This window comes from Frateuria flava, from assembly GCF_017837635.1.
GTDB lineage: Bacteria > Pseudomonadota > Gammaproteobacteria > Xanthomonadales > Rhodanobacteraceae > Frateuria_A > Frateuria_A flava.
Window position 1 is genome coordinate 84513 of record NZ_JAGJRS010000019.1, and the last position, 19129, is coordinate 103641.

The 19129-nt window shown below is 68.7% G+C and carries 20 protein-coding genes; 11 read left to right on the plus strand and 9 right to left on the minus strand.

What is annotated here, in order from left to right; genetic code table 11:
* Nucleotides 1-108 precede the first annotated feature (108 nt).
* Together J7I44_RS10050 and J7I44_RS10055 are read right to left on the minus strand one after the other, a co-directional pair.
* Complete coding sequence (locus J7I44_RS10050) at nt 109-843, minus strand: 16S rRNA (uracil(1498)-N(3))-methyltransferase (protein WP_209619788.1); 735 nt, start codon at nt 841-843, stop codon at nt 109-111.
* Nucleotides 844-902: 59 nt separating this feature from the next.
* Nucleotides 903-2282: an adenosylmethionine--8-amino-7-oxononanoate transaminase gene (locus tag J7I44_RS10055; RefSeq protein ID WP_209619791.1), complete on the minus strand. Its 1380-nt coding sequence runs from the start codon at nt 2280-2282 to the stop codon at nt 903-905.
* Between the two features lie 49 nt (nt 2283-2331).
* Between J7I44_RS10055 and J7I44_RS10060 the strand changes: the two genes are divergently transcribed.
* The 5 genes from J7I44_RS10060 to mazG are packed head-to-tail and all read left to right on the plus strand — an operon-like array spanning nt 2332 to nt 6079.
* A complete protein-coding gene (locus J7I44_RS10060; RefSeq protein ID WP_209619794.1) occupies nt 2332-3111 on the plus strand; it encodes a type II secretion system protein N in 780 nt (259 codons plus the stop codon).
* Nucleotides 3108-3893, plus strand: a complete 786-nt coding sequence (locus J7I44_RS10065; protein WP_209619797.1) for an inositol monophosphatase family protein — start codon at nt 3108-3110, stop codon at nt 3891-3893. The genes J7I44_RS10060 and J7I44_RS10065 overlap by 4 nt, the downstream gene beginning before the upstream one ends.
* A 9-nt stretch (nt 3894-3902) precedes the next feature.
* The gene (gene nudE / locus J7I44_RS10070) at nt 3903-4457 is read left to right on the plus strand and encodes an ADP compounds hydrolase NudE (protein ID WP_209619800.1); all 555 of its coding nucleotides are present in this window, start codon (nt 3903-3905) and stop codon (nt 4455-4457) included.
* On the plus strand, nt 4454-5278 hold the full coding sequence (gene cysQ / locus J7I44_RS10075; RefSeq protein WP_209619802.1) for a 3'(2'),5'-bisphosphate nucleotidase CysQ: 825 nt from the start codon (nt 4454-4456) through the stop codon (nt 5276-5278). The genes nudE and cysQ overlap by 4 nt, the downstream gene beginning before the upstream one ends.
* Nucleotides 5279-5281: 3 nt before the next feature.
* A complete protein-coding gene (gene mazG / locus J7I44_RS10080; RefSeq protein WP_209619816.1) occupies nt 5282-6079 on the plus strand; it encodes a nucleoside triphosphate pyrophosphohydrolase in 798 nt (265 codons plus the stop codon).
* 108 nt (nt 6080-6187) lie between these two features.
* Here mazG and J7I44_RS10085 read toward each other — a convergent pair whose 3' ends face one another.
* Nucleotides 6188-6694, minus strand: coding sequence for a YfgM family protein (locus J7I44_RS10085; RefSeq protein WP_209619821.1), 507 nt, complete (start codon nt 6692-6694; stop codon nt 6188-6190).
* Nucleotides 6695-6812: 118 nt separating this feature from the next.
* On the opposite strand from J7I44_RS10085, the gene J7I44_RS10090 reads away from it, so the two are divergent.
* Nucleotides 6813-7580, plus strand: a complete 768-nt coding sequence (locus J7I44_RS10090; RefSeq protein WP_209619842.1) for a GIN domain-containing protein — start codon at nt 6813-6815, stop codon at nt 7578-7580.
* Nucleotides 7581-7683: 103 nt separating this feature from the next.
* Here the strand turns inward: J7I44_RS10090 and J7I44_RS10095 are convergent, their stop codons facing one another.
* From J7I44_RS10095 to J7I44_RS10115, 5 genes are all read right to left on the minus strand, one after another.
* Nucleotides 7684-8802 carry an SLC13 family permease gene (locus tag J7I44_RS10095; protein WP_209619844.1) on the minus strand — a complete coding sequence of 373 codons (1119 nt, stop codon included), beginning with the start codon at nt 8800-8802 and terminating at the stop codon, nt 7684-7686.
* A gap of 13 nt (nt 8803-8815) precedes the next feature.
* Nucleotides 8816-9436, minus strand: coding sequence for a glutathione S-transferase family protein (locus J7I44_RS10100; RefSeq protein WP_209619847.1), 621 nt, complete (start codon nt 9434-9436; stop codon nt 8816-8818).
* Between the two features lie 14 nt (nt 9437-9450).
* A complete protein-coding gene (locus J7I44_RS10105; RefSeq protein WP_209619851.1) occupies nt 9451-9663 on the minus strand; it encodes a glycine zipper domain-containing protein in 213 nt (70 codons plus the stop codon).
* Between the two features lie 39 nt (nt 9664-9702).
* Nucleotides 9703-12183 (minus strand): ABC transporter permease, encoded by a 2481-nt coding sequence (locus tag J7I44_RS10110; protein WP_209619854.1) that lies wholly within the window; start codon nt 12181-12183, stop codon nt 9703-9705.
* A 97-nt stretch (nt 12184-12280) separates the two neighbouring features.
* Nucleotides 12281-12976 (minus strand): ABC transporter ATP-binding protein, encoded by a 696-nt coding sequence (locus J7I44_RS10115; protein WP_209619857.1) that lies wholly within the window; start codon nt 12974-12976, stop codon nt 12281-12283.
* Between J7I44_RS10115 and J7I44_RS10120 the strand changes: the two genes are divergently transcribed.
* The 3 genes from J7I44_RS10120 (at nt 12975) to J7I44_RS10130 (ending at nt 15451) form a co-directional block, all read left to right on the plus strand.
* On the plus strand, nt 12975-13592 hold the full coding sequence (locus tag J7I44_RS10120) for an arylesterase (protein ID WP_209619859.1): 618 nt from the start codon (nt 12975-12977) through the stop codon (nt 13590-13592). The genes J7I44_RS10115 and J7I44_RS10120 overlap by 2 nt on opposite strands.
* Before the next feature lie 131 nt (nt 13593-13723).
* Nucleotides 13724-14449, plus strand: a complete 726-nt coding sequence (locus tag J7I44_RS10125; RefSeq protein WP_209619864.1) for a response regulator transcription factor — start codon at nt 13724-13726, stop codon at nt 14447-14449.
* Nucleotides 14450-14491: 42 nt separating this feature from the next.
* Nucleotides 14492-15451, plus strand: a complete 960-nt coding sequence (locus J7I44_RS10130) for a sensor histidine kinase (RefSeq protein ID WP_209619867.1) — start codon at nt 14492-14494, stop codon at nt 15449-15451.
* A 117-nt stretch (nt 15452-15568) separates the two neighbouring features.
* Here J7I44_RS10130 and J7I44_RS16980 read toward each other — a convergent pair whose 3' ends face one another.
* Entirely contained in the window at nt 15569-16927 is a 1359-nt protein-coding gene (locus tag J7I44_RS16980; protein WP_342451967.1) for a 3-oxoacid CoA-transferase subunit B, read from the minus strand.
* A gap of 271 nt (nt 16928-17198) precedes the next feature.
* Between J7I44_RS16980 and J7I44_RS10145 the strand changes: the two genes are divergently transcribed.
* Both J7I44_RS10145 and J7I44_RS10150 read left to right on the plus strand, forming a co-directional pair.
* Nucleotides 17199-17567: a BlaI/MecI/CopY family transcriptional regulator gene (locus J7I44_RS10145; RefSeq protein WP_209619870.1), complete on the plus strand. Its 369-nt coding sequence runs from the start codon at nt 17199-17201 to the stop codon at nt 17565-17567.
* Nucleotides 17557-19086, plus strand: a complete 1530-nt coding sequence (locus tag J7I44_RS10150; protein ID WP_209619873.1) for a M56 family metallopeptidase — start codon at nt 17557-17559, stop codon at nt 19084-19086. Before J7I44_RS10145 ends, J7I44_RS10150 begins: the two co-directional genes overlap by 11 nt.
* The last annotated feature ends 43 nt before the right edge of the window (nt 19087-19129 follow it).

The following is a 19129-nucleotide window of genomic DNA, read 5'->3' on the forward strand; positions in this document are numbered from 1 at the left end:
TGGTTACTTTCGGGCGAGCAACGAAAGTGACCCGAGCGCCGGCAGGCGATCGGTAGCCCGCCGCTGGCGAGGTAAGTTGCGGAAAGACCCACGCAGGAACGCCAACGCCTAGATATCCCCGTGCAACGCCTGCAGCGCCGCCAGCGCCGCGAGCCCCGCCGTCTCCGTGCGCAGGATGCGGGGCCCTAGCCGCAGACCCGCAAAACCTGCGCTCGTGAGGCTGGCTACGTCACGCTCGCCGAGCCCGCCTTCCGGTCCCACTACCAGCAGGCCGCCGGCCGGGCCAAAGGCAAGCTCACGTGGCGACTGGCTGCCCTCGGGCAGCAGCGCCAGGCGCAAGACCCCATCCTGCGGCAACGATGCCAACCAGGCTTCGAGCGCTTGCGTAGGCAGGACTTCCGGCAACCGGGCGCGACCGCTCTGCTCGCAGGCACTGGCAGCGACGGCGCGCCAGTGCGCCAGCCGTTTTTCCGCACGCGTCGGATCGAGACGGACTTCCGAACGTTCGGTCAGCAGCGGCACGATCCGGGCTACGCCCAGCTCCGTTGCCTTCTGCACGATGAGGTCCATCTTCTCGCCACGCGCGACGCCCTGGGCCAGCGTGAGCGGCAACGGCGATTCGTTGGCGATCGCCTGCCTGTCCCCGACACGCGCGCGTACCTCGCGCTTGCCGACCTGGGTGATGACCGCCGCGTAGTCGTAGCCGTCGCCATTGAACAGCACCAGCGGCGCGCCTTCGCCCAGGCGCAGCACGCGTGCCACGTGCTCGCCTGCCTGCGCCGGCAGGCTCAGCTCAGCGTTGGGGGCAAGGTGTTCGTCGACGTGGATGCGGATCGTACGCATGAAGGTCCTGCCAGTGGGTGAGTCGCGAGGGCCGCTCAAGGTTCCCCATCGTGGGATGGTCACGCCACGGCGCGCTCGATCCCGGCGATGGCCACGTCCACGAGGTGGTCGATGTCCTGTGTCGTGACGACATACGGCGGCATGAAATACACCACGTTACCCAGCGGCCGCAGCAGTGCCTCGTTCTGCAGTCCATGCAGATAGACGCGCATGCCGCGCCGTTCGGTCGCTGGCCAGGGCTTGCGCGTGCGCTTGTCGGCGACCAGTTCCACCGCTGCGATCATGCCGGTCTGGCGCACGTCGGCAACATGCGGGTGGTCACGCAGCGGCGCGAGCCTCTTGGCCAGATGCTCGGCAAGCACGCGGTTGCGCTCCAGCACCGGTTCGTCGCGGAAGATCGCCAGCGTTTCCAGCGCCACGCGACAAACCAGCGGGTTTCCGGTGTAGCTGTGCGAGTGCAGGAAGGCCTTGCCGGCGTTGTATTCGGCATAGAAGGCCGCGTACACCGCTTCGGTCGTGAGCACCGCCGCCAGGGGCAACGTACCGCCGGTCAGTCCCTTCGAGAGGCACATGAAATCCGGTGCCACGGCGGCCTGCTCGCAGGCGAACAGCGTGCCCGTGCGGCCAAAGCCCACCGCGATCTCGTCGGCGATGAAGTGCACGTCGAACTCGTTGCACAAACGGCGCAGGCCGGCCAGGTAATTGGGGTGGTACATGCGCATCCCGCCGGCGCATTGCACCAGCGGTTCGACGATCACCGCACAGGTTTCGTGCGCGTGGCGTTCGAGCAGGACGCGCAGTTCTCCCAGACGCCGTGCCGCGACCTGCGAGGGCGTTTCTCCCGCCTCGCCCTCGTAGGCGTCCGGCGAGGGCGCGAGGATCGGTGTCAGCAGCAACGGCGCGTAGGTCTTGCGATACAACGCCACGTCGCTGACCGACAGCGCGCCGAGCGTTTCGCCGTGATAGCTGCCGGTGAGCGCGATGAAGCGTGTCTTCTGGCCGTGACCCTTGTTGAGCCAGTAGTGGAAGCTCATCTTGAGCGCCACCTCGACCGCGGCGGAGCCGATGTCGGCGTAGAACACGCGCTCAAGCCCCGGCGGCGCGATACGCACGAGTTCTTCGGCCAGCTCGATCGCGGGCTCATGGGTGAAGCCGGCGAAAATCACGTGTTCCAGGCGCTGCGCCTGGTCGGTCAATGCTGCGGCCAGGCGAGGGTTGGCGTGGCCGAAGATGTTGGTCCACCAGGAGCTGACGCCGTCCAGGTAGCGGCGACCGTCGGCATCGAACAGCCACGCGCCTTCGCCGCGCACGATCGGCACCAGCGGGATGCTTTCGTGGTCGTGCATCTGCGTGCAGGGATGCCACACGTGTTTGAGGTCCCGCGCGGCCAACGCGGCGTTGCCGGCAAGGGCCGGGGCATCGGGGGAGGGTGCGTCCATCCCGCTATGATCGGCGTTGCGGCGTGGCCGCTCAAGCTTGAGGACCGAAGTGAAACGCTCGCGCGTCTGGCTGACCGTCGCCATCGTGTTGTTGCTCGTTACCCTGCTGGTGCTGTTGCTGCCGGCACGCTGGGCGACTCCGTTCGTGCAGTCGCGCCTGCATGGCCTCAGGCTCGAAGGCGTGCACGGACTGGTATGGAACGGTGGGGCCCGGGAACTGCGCGGCCCGGATGGGCGTTCGCTGGGGCAGATGCAATGGCGGCTTTCGCGCGCCCTGCTGTGGGGACGACTGGACCTGCAACTGGATTTTTCCGGCCCGGGTCTTGTGGCCAGCGGGCATTTGCAGCGCGATGGCGCGGGCCGCCCCATGTGGACCGACGTGTCGCTGCGTGCCGACCTGGCGGCGTGGACACCCCGGCTCGATTCGTCGCTCGGCTCGCCGCGCGGCAGTCTGACACTGAAACTGCAGCGGGCGGTGCTCCAGGCGAACTGGCCGGTTGACCTCGATGGCCGGGCGCAGTGGCGCGACGCTTCCATGCGAACACGCGCACAGGCCGTCGTCCTGGGTGATTTCGGGATGGACCTGCACGGCTCGAACGGCGTGTTGACCGGCCAACTGCGCGACCAGGCCAACGGACCGCTGCGTGCCGAGGGTCAATGGCAAGCCAGCCCTCTGGGTTGGCGACTGGACCTGCTGCTGCAACCGCGGACAACCGATGCGGTACTGCGCCATTGGCTCGCGCGGCTGGACCGGCCGGATGCGAATGGCACCTTACGACTCCATCGCCGCGGCGGCCTCGCCGCCGCCACGCCGGAAACCTCGCCATGAGTTACGACGCCGAACATGCCCTTGCCGCCGCGCGCGAAGCTGCCGCCGCCGCGGGCGACATCATTCGCCACTACTGGAGCCGCGGCGTGGCGGTCGAATGGAAGTCCGATGCCACGCCCGTGACCGTGGCCGATCGTGAAGCGGAGCAGGCCATCCGCGCGCTGCTCTCCCGGGCCTTGCCGCAGGCGGCGATCTATGGCGAGGAGTACGGCCTGGAGGGCGCGCGCGATGGCCTGTTGTGGTTGGTCGACCCGCTCGACGGCACCAAGAGCTTCGTCCGCCACACACCGTTCTTTTCCACGCAGATCGCGCTGATGGACGGAGGCGAACTGGTGCTTGGCGTCTCCAGTGCGCCGATCTACGGCGAGACGGTGTGGGCGCGGCGGGGCGCGGGCGCCTGGTTCGAAGGCGAACGCGTGCAGGTGGCGCCCACCGGCACGCTGGCACAGGCGTCGCTCTCCATCGGCAACGTCAAGTCGCTCACCGCCGACGCCCGCTGGGACGCCCTCGGTGCGCTGATTCGCGACAGCAACCGCATCCGCGGCTATGGCGACTTCTGCCACTACCACCTGCTCGCCCGCGGCGGCCTGGATCTGGTGATCGAGTCCGACGTCAACATCCTTGACGTGGCCGCGCTGGCGGTCATCGTGCGCGAAGCCGGTGGCGTGTTCACCGACTTGCAGGGCCGCGCGCCCAGCCTGGAAACCACCAGCGTGCTGGCCGGTGTCCCGGCGATCCACGCCCAGGCGCTTGCACGCTTGCATCATGAAACCGCGGGCTAGAATGTCCTGATGCGCAAGCCACCGATTATCCACGCCACCCGCGAATGCGTCGACAGCCGCTTCCTGCGCGTCGAGCAACTGGACCTGGAATTCTCCAACGGCGAGAAGCGCACCTACGAGCGCTTGCGTGCCAGCGGCCTGGGCGCGGTGATCATCGTGCCGATGCTCGACGACGACACGGTGCTGCTGATCCGCGAGTACGGCGCCGGTGTGGGTCGCTACGAACTGTCGCTGCCCAAGGGCCGGCTCGACCAGGACGAGACGGCCGAGCAGGGCGCCAACCGTGAGCTGAAGGAAGAAGTCGGCTACGGCGCCAATCGCCTGAAGATCCTGCACAACCTGTCGCTCTCGCCCGGCTACATGACGCACATGGCGCACGTGGTGCTGGCACAGGATCTCTACCCCGAACGCCTGCCCGGCGACGAACCCGAGGAGTTGGACGTGGTCCCATGGAAGCTTTCCGAACTGCATACCCTTGTCGGCCGTGACGACGTGACCGAAGGCCGCTCGATCGCCGCGCTTTTCATGGCGCGCGAGTACCTGGCCGGGCGGTTCCAGCCATGAGCGCGGTCGCACCCGAAACCGGCCTGCTGGCCGAGGTGAGCGCGATCGCACGCGAAGCGGGCGATGCGATCCTGGCGATCTACCGCGACGAGTTCACCGTCGAGCACAAGGACGACAAGTCGCCGCTTACCGCCGCGGACCTGGCTGCCCAGCGCGTGATCGCCGCGGGCCTGGCACGCATCGCGCCGGATATTCCGGTGCTGTCGGAGGAGGCGCGCGCTGCACCGTGGACCACGCGCCAGGCATGGTCACGCTACTGGCTCGTCGACCCGCTGGATGGCACGCGCGAGTTCGTCAAGCGCAACGGCGAATTCACCGTCAACATTGCGCTGGTCCAAGACCACCGTCCGGTGCTCGGCGTGGTGTTGGCGCCGGTCACCGGCGAACTGTTCGCCGCCGCCGACGGCCAGGGCGCCTGGCTGCAGCAGCACGCGAATGGCCAATGGCAGCCGATCGGCGTGCGTGCGCTCGCCGCTCCCGCGGTGGTCGCCGGCAGCCGCTCGCACGGCAACGACACGCACGAGTTCCTCGATGCGTTGCTGGGCACGCCCTACCAGCCGTTCCCGATGGGTTCCTCGCTGAAGTTCTGCCTGATCGCCCGCGCGGTGGCCGACCTTTACCTGCGGCTGGGCCCGACCAGCGAATGGGATACCGCAGCGGCGCAGTGCGTGCTGGAACAGGCCGGCGGTGCCGTGCTCGACCTGGCCGGCGACCCGTTGCGGTACAACACCAAAGACTCCGTGCTCAATCCGGAATTCCTCGCCGTGGGTGATCGCGCGGTCGATTGGAAGGCACGGCTGGCCAAGGCGAGGCCCGCCTGATCCATGGCGGGTCGCTACACGCTCGACGACCTGCTCGCGATCATGGCGCGCCTGCGTGATCCCGAGCGGGGCTGCCCGTGGGACGTGCAGCAGGACTTCGCCACGATCGCGCCCTACACCCTGGAGGAGGCCTACGAAGTCGCCGACGCGATCGATCGGGACGACTTCGATGACCTGCGCGAGGAATTGGGTGACCTGCTGCTGCAGGTGGTGTTCCACGCGCAGATGGCCAGCGAGCGTGGCCTGTTCGATTTCGCCGACGTCGCCCACGGGATCGCCGACAAGATGCGCCGACGCCACCCGCATGTTTTCGGCGAGGAACGCTACGAGGACGGCGAGGCACAGGCGCGCGCGTGGGAGGCCATCAAGGCGGCCGAGCGCGCCGAACGCGGGCATGCGCATGATGGCAGCGCGCTGGCTGGCATCTCGCGCGGCCTGCCGGAGTGGAAGCGTGCTGCCAAGCTGCAACAGCGTGCCGCGAGCGTCGGGTTCGAGTGGCGCGAGCCCGGCCCGGTGCTGGACAAGCTGGCCGAGGAAGTGGACGAGGTCCGCACCGAGTTTGCCGCTGGCGCCGATGTAGATCGGCTGGAGGACGAACTGGGCGACGTGCTGTTCGTTACCGCCAACTTGGCCCGTCACGCGGGTGTGGATTTCTCGCGCGCCCTGCGACGCGCCAATGCGAAGTTCGAGCGGCGTTTCCGACAGATGGAAACGCTCGCCGCTTCAGAAGGCCGCCCGCTGGCCGAGCGGAGCCTGCAGGAGCAGGAGGCGCTCTGGCAGCAGGCCAAACGCGCCGAGTGACCCGTGGTGGGCTTCCGCCCACCGTAGGTCCGGGCACGGTAAGACCGGCGCGCCACCGGATGTTCCGCGCAAGGTGGGCTCAAGCCCACCCTGCGAGGCAAGGCGGTTTCAGCGCGCCGTCGGCGTGTTCTTCTGCTGCCATTGCGCACGCATGCGTTCGCGCTCGGCGCGCATCTTCGCCTCGTTGGCGAGGTTCTCCGACAGGCTCTTGCGCAGCGTGGCGATCGCCTGGTCGACGTTGGCCGGCTGCGCCTGCAGGCGGGCGAGGCGATGGTAGACATAAGTGCGCAGATGCGGATCCTGCGACTTGGCCAGCACCTCGTTGTAGATGCCGGCCATGTCCTTCTCGCGCCCAGCCTCCCGATACAGCCGTTCCAGCGAGTGCAGGTCGGCCATGGCACCCATGCCTGGACCGTGTTCCATACGCATCCGGTGTATGCGCTCGCCCATGCGAGGCTCCTTGTGCATGCGCTGCATGTGCTCGCCCGTCGGGGCGGGAGCGGGGAGGGTGCGGGCCTGGGGCGCAGGTGTTGCGGCGGGCGCGTCCTGCGATATGGCCAGGGGGCTGGTCAGCAGCAGGGCGAGGGCAGGGGCGAGCAGAAGGCGGGTTGCCATGAGTGAGCTCCGTTCGAGTGTGTTCCGGAGAACGCGACCCGATTGGCGGCGTTGACTGCAACCCTGCAGGCGCCGGATGCATCCTAGGGGTGTTCATTCAGCCAAGCGGAGTTTCCCCATGCGCCTCATCCTCGCCTCATTGCTGTTGCTCGCGCCGCTGGCCGGCCACGCAGCCGACCGCTGCGCCTTCGAGGCGCCGCGCAACCTCAGCGTCGACCTGGCCGGCGTGCGCGCCGTGCAGATCCAGGTGCACAGCTTCGATCTGCACGTGACCGGCCGGGCCGACGCCGGGAAGCTCGACGTGCGTGGCCGCGCCTGCGCGTCCGATCGCGACATGCTCGACCGGTTGGTCGTCACCCAGCGTCGCGAAGGCGACCAGCTGATTCTCGAACTGGGTAACGGGCGTGGCCTTCATTGGTTCGGCAGCGGCGAGGCGGGCCTCGACGTGACGGTCGAACTCCCGATCAACCTGCCGCTGACGGTAGAGGTGGGTTCCGGCGATGCCGAAGTCAGCGGCGTCGGCCAGCTCGACAGCCGTGTCGGCTCCGGTGACCTCAACGTCCGCAACGTGACCGGCCGCTTCGCCACCCGCGTGGGGTCCGGCGACGTGGAGGCGCATGACATCGGCAGCCTGGACCTGGGCTCGGTCGGTTCCGGCGACTTCAGCGCCAGCGGCATCGGCGGCGACGCGCGCGTGGGCAGCATCGGCTCCGGGGACGTGACCCTGCGCAACGTGCGCGGCAGCGTCCACGCCGACACGCTGGGCTCGGGCGACCTGGATGTCGACGGCGTCGGCGGTGACCTCAGCCTCGGTGCCAAGGGCAGCGGCGACGTCAGCCACAACAACGTCAAGGGCAAGGTGGACGTGCCGCGTGACGACGACTGATCGCACCGCACCGAACCCACCGTAGGGCGGGCTTCAGCCCACGCCCCCGCCGCGGCTAGCAACGGGGCGGAAGCCTGTCCTGCGCCCTCCGGCAATGCCTGCCTCAGCCCAGCCACCGCCATGCCAGGTACACCAGCGGTGCACTCACCAGCAGAAACGGCACCGATGCCTGATGCAGCGCGCGCAGCCCGTGTGGCTGGCGGGCCAGGCGCAGCGCAATGAGGTTGGCCAGCGAGCCGATCGCCAGTCCGAAGCCGCCCACGTTCACGGCGATGGCCAACGTGATCGGATCGTGCGCCCGTTCAAGCAACAGCACCGTCGCCGGCACGTTGCTGATGAGCTGCGAGGCGATGATGCCGCTCAGATAGAGCGTGAGTGGCTGGCTGAAATCCAGTCGGTCCAGCGTCGCGTTGACCGCCGGCAGTTCGGCCAGGTGGCCCAGTCCGAGGAAGATCGCGGCGAAGGTGAGCAGCAGCAACCAGTCCACCCGCGCCAGGCTGCGTGGGGCGGCGAGCACGAACACCAGCAGCAGCACGCCGGCGCCCAGCGCCGCGTGGCCGTACTCCATCAGTACCACCATCGCCGCCAACGCGATTGTCGACAGCGCGGCCAGTCCGCGTGCCACGGACTGGCGATCGAGCGCCTGCGGCGCCAGCGCGACCCGATCGCGCGGCAGCCAGATCCAGGTCAGCGCCGCCACCAGCGCGAACATCATCACGGCCGCCGGCGCCATGGCCCAGGCAAACCCCAGGAACGACAGCTGCCCGTGCTGCCACAACAGCAGGTTCTGTGGACTGCCGATCGGGCTCAGCGTCGAGCCCGCGTTCACCGCCAGCGCTTCCAGCACCACCATGCGCAGCACCGGCAGGTTCGACAGGCCGCCTATCACCACCGTCAGCGGCACCAGCACGAACAGGCTGACATCGTTGGTGAGCACCATGGACAGCAGCGCCGTGGCGGTCACCAGCAACAGGCCCAGGCTGCGCAGCGAATGCGCGCGAGCGACGAGCAGCGCGGCCACGTGTTGCACCATTGCGCTGTCGCGGATGCCCTGGATGGCGATCAGCAGCCCGGCCAGGCCAGCCAGCGTCGGCCCCTGCAGCCAGCGCCGCCAGGCGGCGATGGGCTGCGGATCGGCAAGCGCCAGCGCCAGCGTGAGCAGGGCGAAGGCGAGCAGCAGCCATTCGGCCTTGAGCCGATCCCGCCAGCGACGTGCCCTCATCGGTTCGATCGGCCTACCACTCGACCAGGCCCTCGATGTCGTACAACCGCTGCCAGCTCGGTCGCGCGCGTACCCGGTCGGCCAACCGCTTCAGCGCCGGCCAGTCGGTAGCCGGGCGCGGCATGTTGCGCGACCAGCGCATCAACATCGTCAAAAGCAGGTCCGCGCCGGAGAAGCGCTCGCCCAGAAGGTAGGGGCCATGGACGGCGAGGTGGGCATCGAGCAGGTCCCACACGCCCTCGATCCGCCGCTGCAGGGCGGCACGTACCGCCGGCGTGTCGTCCAGCTCCTGCGGATAGAACCAGAAGCGGTAGGCAGACATGAGCGTGTTGCTCAGATAGACGATCCACTGATACCAGGCCGCCCGCTCCGGCGTGCCCGGCGGTGGCGCGAGCGGCGAGTCGGGGTGCCGCTCGGCCAGCAGCATCAGCAGCCCGGCCGATTCGCTCAGCGGCGTGCCGTCGACCACCAGGGTGGGCACCACGCCGCGCGGGTTGAGCTTGAGGTAGTCGGGATCGTGCTGCGCCTTCGCGTCCAGGTCGACCCGTTTGAGCTCGTGCGGCGCGCCGGTTTCGAGCAGCGCGAGGTGCACCACCATGCTGGCGGTGCCCGGGGCGTAGTAGAGGGTGTACATGGACGTCTCCGTATTCACTCTCGCGGCGGATCGGTGTCGCCGCAACCTTTGGAGCCATTGCCCCGCACGGCGAGGCCGAGCGCGATGCCGAGGGCCACGCCGATACCGATGCCGGAGGCGACGTTACCCAGGGCCACGCCCATTCCTGCACCGATGCACGCACCCAGGGCAACGAACAGTCCCAGGCTGCCACCTCGGGGGCGGGGAAGTGCGCGACGGTCGGTCATGGGCGTGCTCCGGATGAAAGGATCAGTCTGGGGCCGCGCTCATCCTTCCCGCAACAATCGCATTGGGGAGGTGCGGGTGACCTTGCGGGTGCCGGCCAGGCCCAGCAGCATGATCACGACCGCCGCCGCCAGCGCCGAAGCCAGCAGCGGAACGGGCGGCGGCACGAAGTCGTCCAGCCGGAACACTGCGCGCCCGAGCCACCAGCCAGCGCCAAACGCGCCCAGTGCGGCGGTGAGGCCGGCGATCAGGCCGAGCAGCGCGAACTCGCAAGCGGCCGCCAGCCGCAACTGGCCACGGCGCGCGCCCAGCGTGCGCAGCAGCGCGGCCTCGTGCCGGCGCTCGGCTGCGCTGGTGGCGAGCGCCGCGGCGAGCACCAGTCCACCAGCCAGCAGGCTGAAACCCAGCACCCAGCGCACGGCGCCGCCGACCTGCGCGACGATCTCACGCACGCGATCCAGCAGCGCATCGACGTCGACCAGGCTCAAGTTGCTGTAGTCCCGCGACAACTTCGCCAGCGCGTCAGCATGTCCGCGCGGCAGGTAGAAGCTGGCCAGCCAGGTGTGCGGCAGGTCGCTCGCATGGGCCGGGTCCAGCAGCAGGAAGAAGTTCACCCGGAACGAGCTCCAGTCGACCTGGCGCACGCTGCCCACGGTCGCCTCCAGCGTGCCCTCGCCCACGTCAAAGCGCATGCGGTCGCCGATTTTCAGCGCGAACATGTCCCGCCACATCGTGTCTACCGAGACTTCCGCATCGGGCGGATGGGCGCCAGCCCAGCGGCCGGTGACCACCCGGTTGGACGGTGGCAGCGTGCCGGTCCAGGACAGGCGCAACTGGCGGTCGGCCCACTCCTTGGCGCGTGGGTCGGCGAAGTGCAGCTGGTCCACCGGCTTGCCGTTGATCGCGGCAAGCTTGCCCACCGCCAGTGGCAGCATGTTGAGCTCCTGCGCGCCCAGGCGTTGCAGGCGCGCGGTGAAATCCGCCCGCTGGTCGTCCTGCAGGTTGAGCACGAACCAGTTGGGCGTATCCGCCGGCAGCTCGCGGCGCCAGCCTTCGAGCAGCGCCGGCGCGACTACCGCGAGCAGCAGCAGCGCGACCAGGCCGAGGCTGAGCGCGGTGGCCTGCACCGTGCTGAGGCCGCGCCGCCGCGCCAGCGCGGCCAGCCCGAGCCGCAGCGCCGGGTGAGCACCCGGCGCAATACGCCGCGCGAACCACAGCAGCACCAGCGCGAGCAGGGCCGCGAGCAGGGCGACGCCAAACAGGCTGACAGCCAGGATGCCGGCCAGCTTCGCCGAGCCGCTCTGGCTCCAGATGAGCGCCAGCGCAACCAGCCCGGGCACGAGGTACAGCGCATCCACCCGACGCACCCGCCGGGCCATGCTGGCGCGGAACACGGCTACCGGCGGCACCTCCGCCAGCCGCGCCAGCGGAGGCAGCGCAAAGCCGGCGAGCACGGCCAGGCCCATTGCCGCGGCGCCCCATGCCGGCAACAGGGGCAGCGCAGTGGGCACGTGCACGAACGTGGCGCCGGCCAGGCGCCAGGCGCCCTCGGCCAGGGCCCAGGACAGCAGCACGCCAAGCAACGCCGCCGGCAGGGCGAGCGCGCCCAGAGTCGCAAGCAGCAGGGCGAAAACGCGGGCGCGCGCGGTCCCCAGCGCTCGCAGCAGGGCGATCTCCGGGGTCTTGCGCCGCGCGTAGCGCTGCGCGGCCAGCGCGATCGCCACCCCGGCCAGCAACGCCGAAAGTAGCGCGGTCAGGCGCAGGAACGCACCGGCGCGGTCGAACGCGTTGCGCATGCGTTGCTGGGTCTGCTCGGGCGTCACCAACTCAGCGCCCTGCGGCAGGGGACGGCTCTTGACCCAGGCGAGCCAGTCGCCGATGGCCGCGGGTGCGCCGGCCACGAGCAGGCGATGGCGCGCGCGGCTGCCCACACCGAGCAGCCCGGCGCGCTGCGCGTCGGCCAGGTTCATCAGCGCACGGGGGGCCAGGGCAAACAGCTGGCCACCATCGGGCTGGCTCACCAGCTCGGCCGCGACGGTGAGTTCCTGGCCACCCACCTGCACGCGGTCGCCCACGCCCAGCCCCAGCGCTACCAGCGCGCGATGATCCAGGTAGACGGTGCCGGCGGCCGGTCCGTGCCCGGCGGAGGTGGCTCCATGTGCGGCCAGCTCCAGCGTGCCGCGCAGGGGCCAGGCGCCGTCGACGGCATCGACGTCGAGCAGCTGGCCGCGTTCGCCGGCGAAGGCGACACTGGGGAAACCGGCGCTGCGCGTTACGGCCAGGTCGCGCTGGCGGGCCTCGGTAGCGTAGGGCGGCGGCAGCGCCTGCGGTGCGGACAGGCCCGCGTCGCCACCGATCAGCTCCGCGGCGCTGGCGAGCAGGCCGCGTTCGACCCGGCTGGCGAGCGTCGCCACCACGCCCAGTGACACGACGGCGAGCAGCAGCGAGGCGGCCAGTGTGCGCAGTTCGGGCAGATGCCATTCGCGGCGCAGGGTGCGCAAGGCAAGGCGGAGCAGCTTCATGGAGCGCCTCCGTGCCGGCGTGAATCCTGCGCGCGATGCGCCGTGGGAGGCGCGTGGTGGTCCCGCCCAGGATGCGCTCCTGCAGGATGCCGGCGCCTCATCGGGCGGCCGCCGGCGTGGCGACGCGGCCTTCCATCAGCTCCACGCCCCGGCCACAGCGCGCGGCCAGCTGTGCGTCGTGGGTTACCAGCACGAGCGTGGTGTGGTGATCACGGTTGAGCGCGAACAACAGGTCGGCGACATGACGCCCTGTGCGCTGGTCGAGGTTGCCGGTCGGCTCGTCGGCGAACAGCACCCGCGGGCCGTGCACGAAGGCTCGCGCGATCGCCACGCGTTGCTGCTCGCCGCCGGACAACTGCGCCGGGTAGTGGCGCCGGCGCGCATGCAGGCCAACCGCGTCGAGCGCGTCGTGCGCGCGCTGGCGTGCATCGTCGCGGCCTTCCAGTTCCAGCGGCAGCATCACGTTTTCCTCCGCGGTGAGCGCAGGGAGCAGGTGGAAGGACTGGAACACGAAACCGACCAGCCGTCGGCGCAGATCCGCCCGCGCCTCCTCATCCATCGCCTGCAGCGGCTGGCCCCCAAGATGGATGGCGCCGGTGCTGGGCACGTCCAGCCCGGCCAGCAGGCCCAGCAAGGTGGTCTTGCCCGAGCCCGACGCGCCGACGATGGCGAAGCTTTCGCCGGCATGGACCGCCAGGCTCACGCCGGCCAGGATATCCAGCCTTCCCTCGGGGCCACGAACCGTCTTGCTAACATCGCGGGCCTCCAGAAGCGGTTGGGAAGGTTCGCTCATGCGTCGGGTCCTCGGATGGCTGGCAGTGCTGTGGATGGGATGGAGCGGAGCCGCACTGGCGGCCGCGCCCAGGACGGTGCTCGTGCTGGGGGATTCGTTGTCGGCTGCGCACAACATCGCCGCAGACCAGGGTTGGGTGCATCTGCTGGAAGTACGCCTTGGCAAGATGCAGCCGCCCTGGCACGTGGTCAATGCCAGCATCAGCGGCGAAACCACGCTCAGCGGGCGAAACCATCTGCCCGGGTTGCTGGCGACCTACAAGCCCGCCGTTGTAGTGCTCGAACTGGGCGCCAACGACGGCCTGCGCGGCCTGCCGCTGGATGCGGTGGAGCAGAACCTTGCCGCGATGATCGACATGGCGCAGCGGGCCCATGCCAAGGTATTGCTGGTCGGTATCGAGTTGCCGGTGAACTACGGTCCGCGCTACCGCGACGCCCTGCGTGGTGTCTACGCCGATCTCGCGCGCAGCAAACGAACCGCACTGGTGCCTTTCCTGCTGGAGAAAGTGGCGCTTGACCCGTCGCTGATGCAGGCCGATGGACTGCATCCCACCGCCGCGGGCGAGCCGGCCGTGTTTGCCACGGTATGGGCGCAACTGGCACCGTTGCTGCAGTGAAACGGCGCTCGTCGCCCCTACCGAACTGGGCGTCGAAACACGTTCTGAACCACGCCTTGAAAATTTCACGCTGCTGTCACCCGTCGGATCGTTAGCTCTTCACATTTGTGAAAACCACCAACGGAGGGACCATGAGCCTGCGCGACGAACAGTCCGGCTTGATCCTGCTGGTCGAGGACAACCGGCAAATTGCTGAAATGGTTGGAGAATTCCTGGAGCGCCGGGGCTATTCGGTCGATTATGCCGCCGACGGCGTCAGTGGCCTGCACCTGGCCGTGTCCAACAGCTACGACGTCATCGTGCTGGACCTGATGCTGCCGGGCATGGACGGCCTGGATGTGTGCCGCAAGCTGCGCAAGGATGCCAAGAAGTCCACCCCGGTGCTGATGCTCACCGCGCGCGACACGCTGGAAGACAAGTTGATCGGCCTGGAAGCCGGCGCGGACGACTATCTGGTCAAGCCCTTCGAGGTGCGCGAGCTCGAAGCCCGCCTGCGTGCGCTGATCCGCCGCGATCGTCGCCAGGTGTCCTCCGAGGTGCTCACCGTCGGCGACATGACGCTCGATACCGCCACCCTGCGCTTGACCCGCGGCGGCCAGGAGCTGACCGTCTCGCCGATCGGCCTGAAGCTGCTTGCGATCCTGATGCGCGAATCGCCCCGCGTGGTAAGCCGTCGCGATATCGAGCGGGAGATCTGGGGCGACACGCTGCCCGATTCGGACACCCTGCGCTCGCACCTGTACAACCTGCGCCGCGTGATCGACAAGCCGTTCGACCGCCCGTTGCTGCACACGATCCATTCGGCCGGTTACCGCCTGGCCGACCTGGAAACCGAAGTGGCGACGGCCACCGCCTGATCGAGCGGGGTGAGCATCGCAACAACAGGTATGGACAGGGGATTGCCACGGAAACAGGGTGAAGGTCGAAGCCAGGCCGGTGCGTTCCATCGCCGGCTTGCGCTGATCTTCGGCCTGCATCTGCTGGGCGTGATCGTCTGCGTCATGCTGGGCGTGTTCAACGTCGCGCCCCCGGTGGCGGTGGTCGTGCTGCTTGCGATCATCAGCGCGCTGGCGTGGCTGGCGGCACGGCGCCAGTGGCGGCCGGTCGGCCGGCTGGCGCGCGTGATCGACAGCTGGGATGACGAGCCGGACGTCGATGCACTGGCGCCGAAGCACCTGTCCGAACAGGCCGATGCCGACGTGGTCACGCTCGCGCGCGGCCTGCATGGCTTTGCCACGCGCATCGCCGGCTACAACCAGCGCGAACGCAACTTCACCCGTGATGCCAGTCACGAACTGCGCAGCCCGTTGACGGTGATCAAGATGTCCGCCGACATGCTCTCGGACGAGTCGGAGCTGAGCAAGTTCGGCGTGCGCTCGGTCAAGCGCATCCAGCGCGCCACACGTGAGATGGAGGCGCTGATCGAGGCGCTGCTGATCCTGGCCCGCGAGTCGGACCTGGGCGCCGGCGAAGAGGAGTTCGTCGTCAACGACGTGCTGCACAAAGGTATGGACGACCTGCAGCAGATGCTCGAAGGCCGCGCGGTCGACCTCAGGATCGAGGAGCCGGCGCGATTTGCGCTGCGCGCCTCGCCGCGGGTGTTCATGGTGTTGTGCTGGCAGCTGATCCGCAACGCCAGCCAGCAGGCGGACCATGGCAGTATCGTGATCACCGTGCTGCCTGGCGCGGTAGCCGTTTCCAACCGGGTGGACGAAGCCCCGGCGATCGACCGGCATGGCTTCGAGCTTGCGATCGCCCAGCGCATCAGCGAGCGCTTCCATTGGCCGCTGGAACTGCAGACCCGCGACGGCTGCGAACACATCGCGAGCATCCGCTTCCCCGAAACGCTGCCGGCCTGAGCCGGCGCGGCGCAGGGCGGCCCAACATTCCGGTGCCGGTGCGAAGGTGGGCTGAAGCCCTCCATTCCGGTACCGGCGAAGGTGGGCTGAAGCCCACCCTGCGCGGGTGTGTTGCCGCTAGCTTTTCAGCGAGGGCGACACCGCGAAGTCGCAACCGGTCTTGGCCTTGACCTCGTCCAGTGACACGCCCTGGTTGAGCTCGATCAGGGTCAGGCCCTTGCCCTTCTCGACCTCGAACACGGCCAGGTCGGTGATGATCAGGTCCACCACTTCCTTGCCGGTCAGCGGCAGGTCGCACTGCGGCTTGATCTTCGGCGAACCGTCCTTCGCGGTGTGCTCCATCAGCACCACCACGCGCTTGACGCCGCTGACCAGGTCCATCGCGCCGCCCGGGCCCTTGACCATCTTGCCCGGCACCATCCAGTTGGCCAGATCACCGGTGGCCGAGACTTCCAGTCCGCCCAGGATCGACAGGTCGATATGCCCGCCGCGGATCATCGCGAACGAATCGGCGCTGGAGAAGAAAGCCGAGCCGGGCAGGGTGGTGATGGTCTGCTTGCCGGCGTTGATCAGGTCGGGATCGACGTTGTCCTCGGACGGAAACGGGCCGATGCCGAGCAGGCCGTTCTCCGATTGCAGGATGACGTCCATGCCCTCGGGAATGTAATTGGCCACCAGCGTCGGGATGCCGATGCCGAGGTTCACGTAGAAGCCGTCACGCAGCTCCTTCGCCGCACGCTGGGCCATCGCCGAGCGGGTCGGGTTTTCCTTGCCGGTGTTGGCGCCGGCAACGGTGCGGAACTCGATGCGCTTTTCGTACTTCGCACCCTGCACGATGCGGTCGACGTAGATGCCGGGCACGTGGATGTTGTTCGGGTCGAGTTCGCCGACCTCGACCAGGTGTTCGACCTCGGCCACGCACACCTTGCCGCAGGTGGCGATCATCGGATTGAAGTTGCGCGCCGTCTCGCGGAAGACCAGGTTGCCCAGGCGGTCCCCCTTCCATGCCTTGACGATGGAAACGTCCGCGTGGATGGCCTCCTCCAGCACATATTCCTTGCCGTCGAAGACCTTGGTTTCCTTGCCCTCGGCCAGCTTGGTGCCGAATGCCGTGCGCGTGTAGAAGCCCGGGATACCGGCGCCGCCGGCGCGCAGCTTCTCGGCCAGCGTGCCTTGCGGAGTCAGGTGCAGTTCCAGCTCCCCGGAAAGCACCTGGCGCTCGAACTCCTTGTTCTCGCCGACGTAGGAGGCATACACGCGCTTGACCTGGTGGGTCTTCAACAGCGGCCCCATGCCGAAATCGTCCACGCCGGCGTTGTTGCCGACGATGGTCAGCCCCTTGGTGCCAGCCTCCAACAGCGCGCCGATCAGGTTCTCGGGAATGCCGCACAGGCCGAAACCGCCCGCGGCGATCGTCATGTCGTCGAACAGCAGGCCGTCGAGAGCCGCCTTCGCGCTTGCATACACCTTGTCCATAGCAGTGCCTTCCGGGTGGAGAGTCAGCTGCCAAGGATACGATGGAACGCAGCCGCGCCGCGTCGTACCAAGGTCGCAATCCCTGCCGGCCTCATTCCCGCACGCGCACACGCCGCTACAGCCCGTGTAGGAGCGCACCTGTGCGCGACCGCCATCCGCACACCGGCGAAAGCCCCCGGCCATGAACCCCTGGTGGCATTCCCGCGCCTCTTGACATGTCTGTTTACGAGCGTAAACATAACGGCGTTTACACGTGTAAATGGAGTGACTCATGGCCATCAGCGAAGCCGAAGCCATCGTGATGGAAGTGCTCTGGCACCAGGCACCGCGCAGCGCGGAAGAAATCCTCGCCGAAGTCGGCCCCCGCCAGGCCTGGCAGGAAGGAACCGTCAAATCGTTGCTCAACCGCCTGCTGAAGAAGAAGGCGGTCAAGGCCGAGCGTGAGGGACGCCGCTACCTCTACACGCCGTTGCTCAGCCGCGAGAAGTACGTCTCGCAGGAGAGCAAGGGCCTGCTCGACCGCCTGTTCGGTGGGCGCGTCGCGCCGCTGGTCGCGCATTTTTCCGAGCAGCACAAGCTCTCGCGCAAGGACGTGGCCGAACTGCGTCGCCTGCTGGAGGAGCTGGACGATGAACGCTGAGGCGAGCGGGACCTTCGCCGCCTGGTTGTTGCTCCTGGCATGCACTCTGGCGCTGGCCTGTGTCGCGCTCCTGAGGCGGCCTTGCCGACGCTGGTTCGGCGCCGAGAGTGCCTTCCTGCTGTGGGGATTGCCGCCACTGGCGATGCTGGGTAGCCAGCTCCCGCACACAGCGGTGGCCAGCAGCGGGGCATGGGCGGGCACCGCGTGGGTGGCCGTGTCGGCCTCCGATGCCTGGTCAGGTGCGTGCATGGCCGACGTCGACGGGACCGGCGCACTGGCGTGGATATGGCTGTTGGGTCTGATCGTGAGCCTGGCGCGGGCTGCCGTGGCCCAGGCCCGCTACCGGCGTTGCCTGCGCGATGCCGAGCCGCTCGCCAGTGTGTCGCCGCACTGGTCCGTGCTGCGTGCAGCGACGATGGATGCCGGCCCCGCGCTCGTCGGCGCCTGGCGCCCGCGCATCGTCGTGCCGGTCGATTTCGAAACGCGATATGCGAAAGCCGAGCAGGCGCTGATTCTCGCGCATGAGGCCATGCATGCCCGTCGTCGTGACGGCTGGTGGAGCCTGCTCGCGCAGTTGTTGGCCTCGGTGTTCTGGTTCCATCCGCTGGCCTGGTGGGCGCTTACCGCCCTGCGCCAGGACCAGGAACTGGCCTGCGATGCGGCGGTACTGCGCGAGCGCGGCTGCCGACGCAGCTATGCCCAGGCCATGTTGAAGACCCCGGGCGCGACGCGCGCGTTGCCGATCGGGTGCAGTTGGTCGTCCCGCCATCCACTTACGGAGCGCATTGCCATGCTGAAAATGCCGACCCCGGGTTCCACCCGCCGCTGCCTGGGTTTCCTCGCCAGCGCTGCCATCGCCGTCGCGTTCAGCGGCGCGCTCTACGCCGCCAGTGCGCCAGTAATGCCGCAGTCCGCTCCAAGCAAAGACGCGGGCAGCGGCCGATACCAGCTGGACATCCAGCTTGTCCTGTCCAGCGACGGGGCCGAAGCCCGCCATGCGCGCCGGCTCGACCTGGCGGTGTGCGGGGCGGCCGGCGAAACGTCGACGGTGGCGACCCGGGGAATCGAGCTGGACGCCGTCACCCGGGCAACGGGCGGGCAGCACGTCAGCATCGATCTGGCGGTACGGGATCAGGCTGGCGCCCGGCCGGCGCAGAGCCGTCTGCAGGGCGTGCTGGATCAGCCGCTGCTGGCTTCCGGCAAGGTGCCCGGCAGTGACGTGCAGTACACCCTGCGGGTGACGCCGCGGCTGGGCTGTCCGGCGAGCGCCGTGACGGCCGCCGGCGGCGAGCGGCTCATCACCATGAAGGTCAAAGGCACCGCCGCCCGCACGGTGGCCAAAGCGATCGCCTCGCAGGCAGCGCTGGTGCTGGTCAATCCCGAGGCGCTCGACGAGCGCGCCATCGCGCTCGACTTTCAGCAGGTGCCTGCTGCCGCCGCGTTGCAGATGGTGGCCCGGACCGATGGCGTCCATGCGGTTTTCGATGGAACCCGCACGCGTTTCGAGCGGCTTCCGTAAGTGATCCGCGTGCTGCCGTTGAGGTGCGGCGGCAGCACGGAGG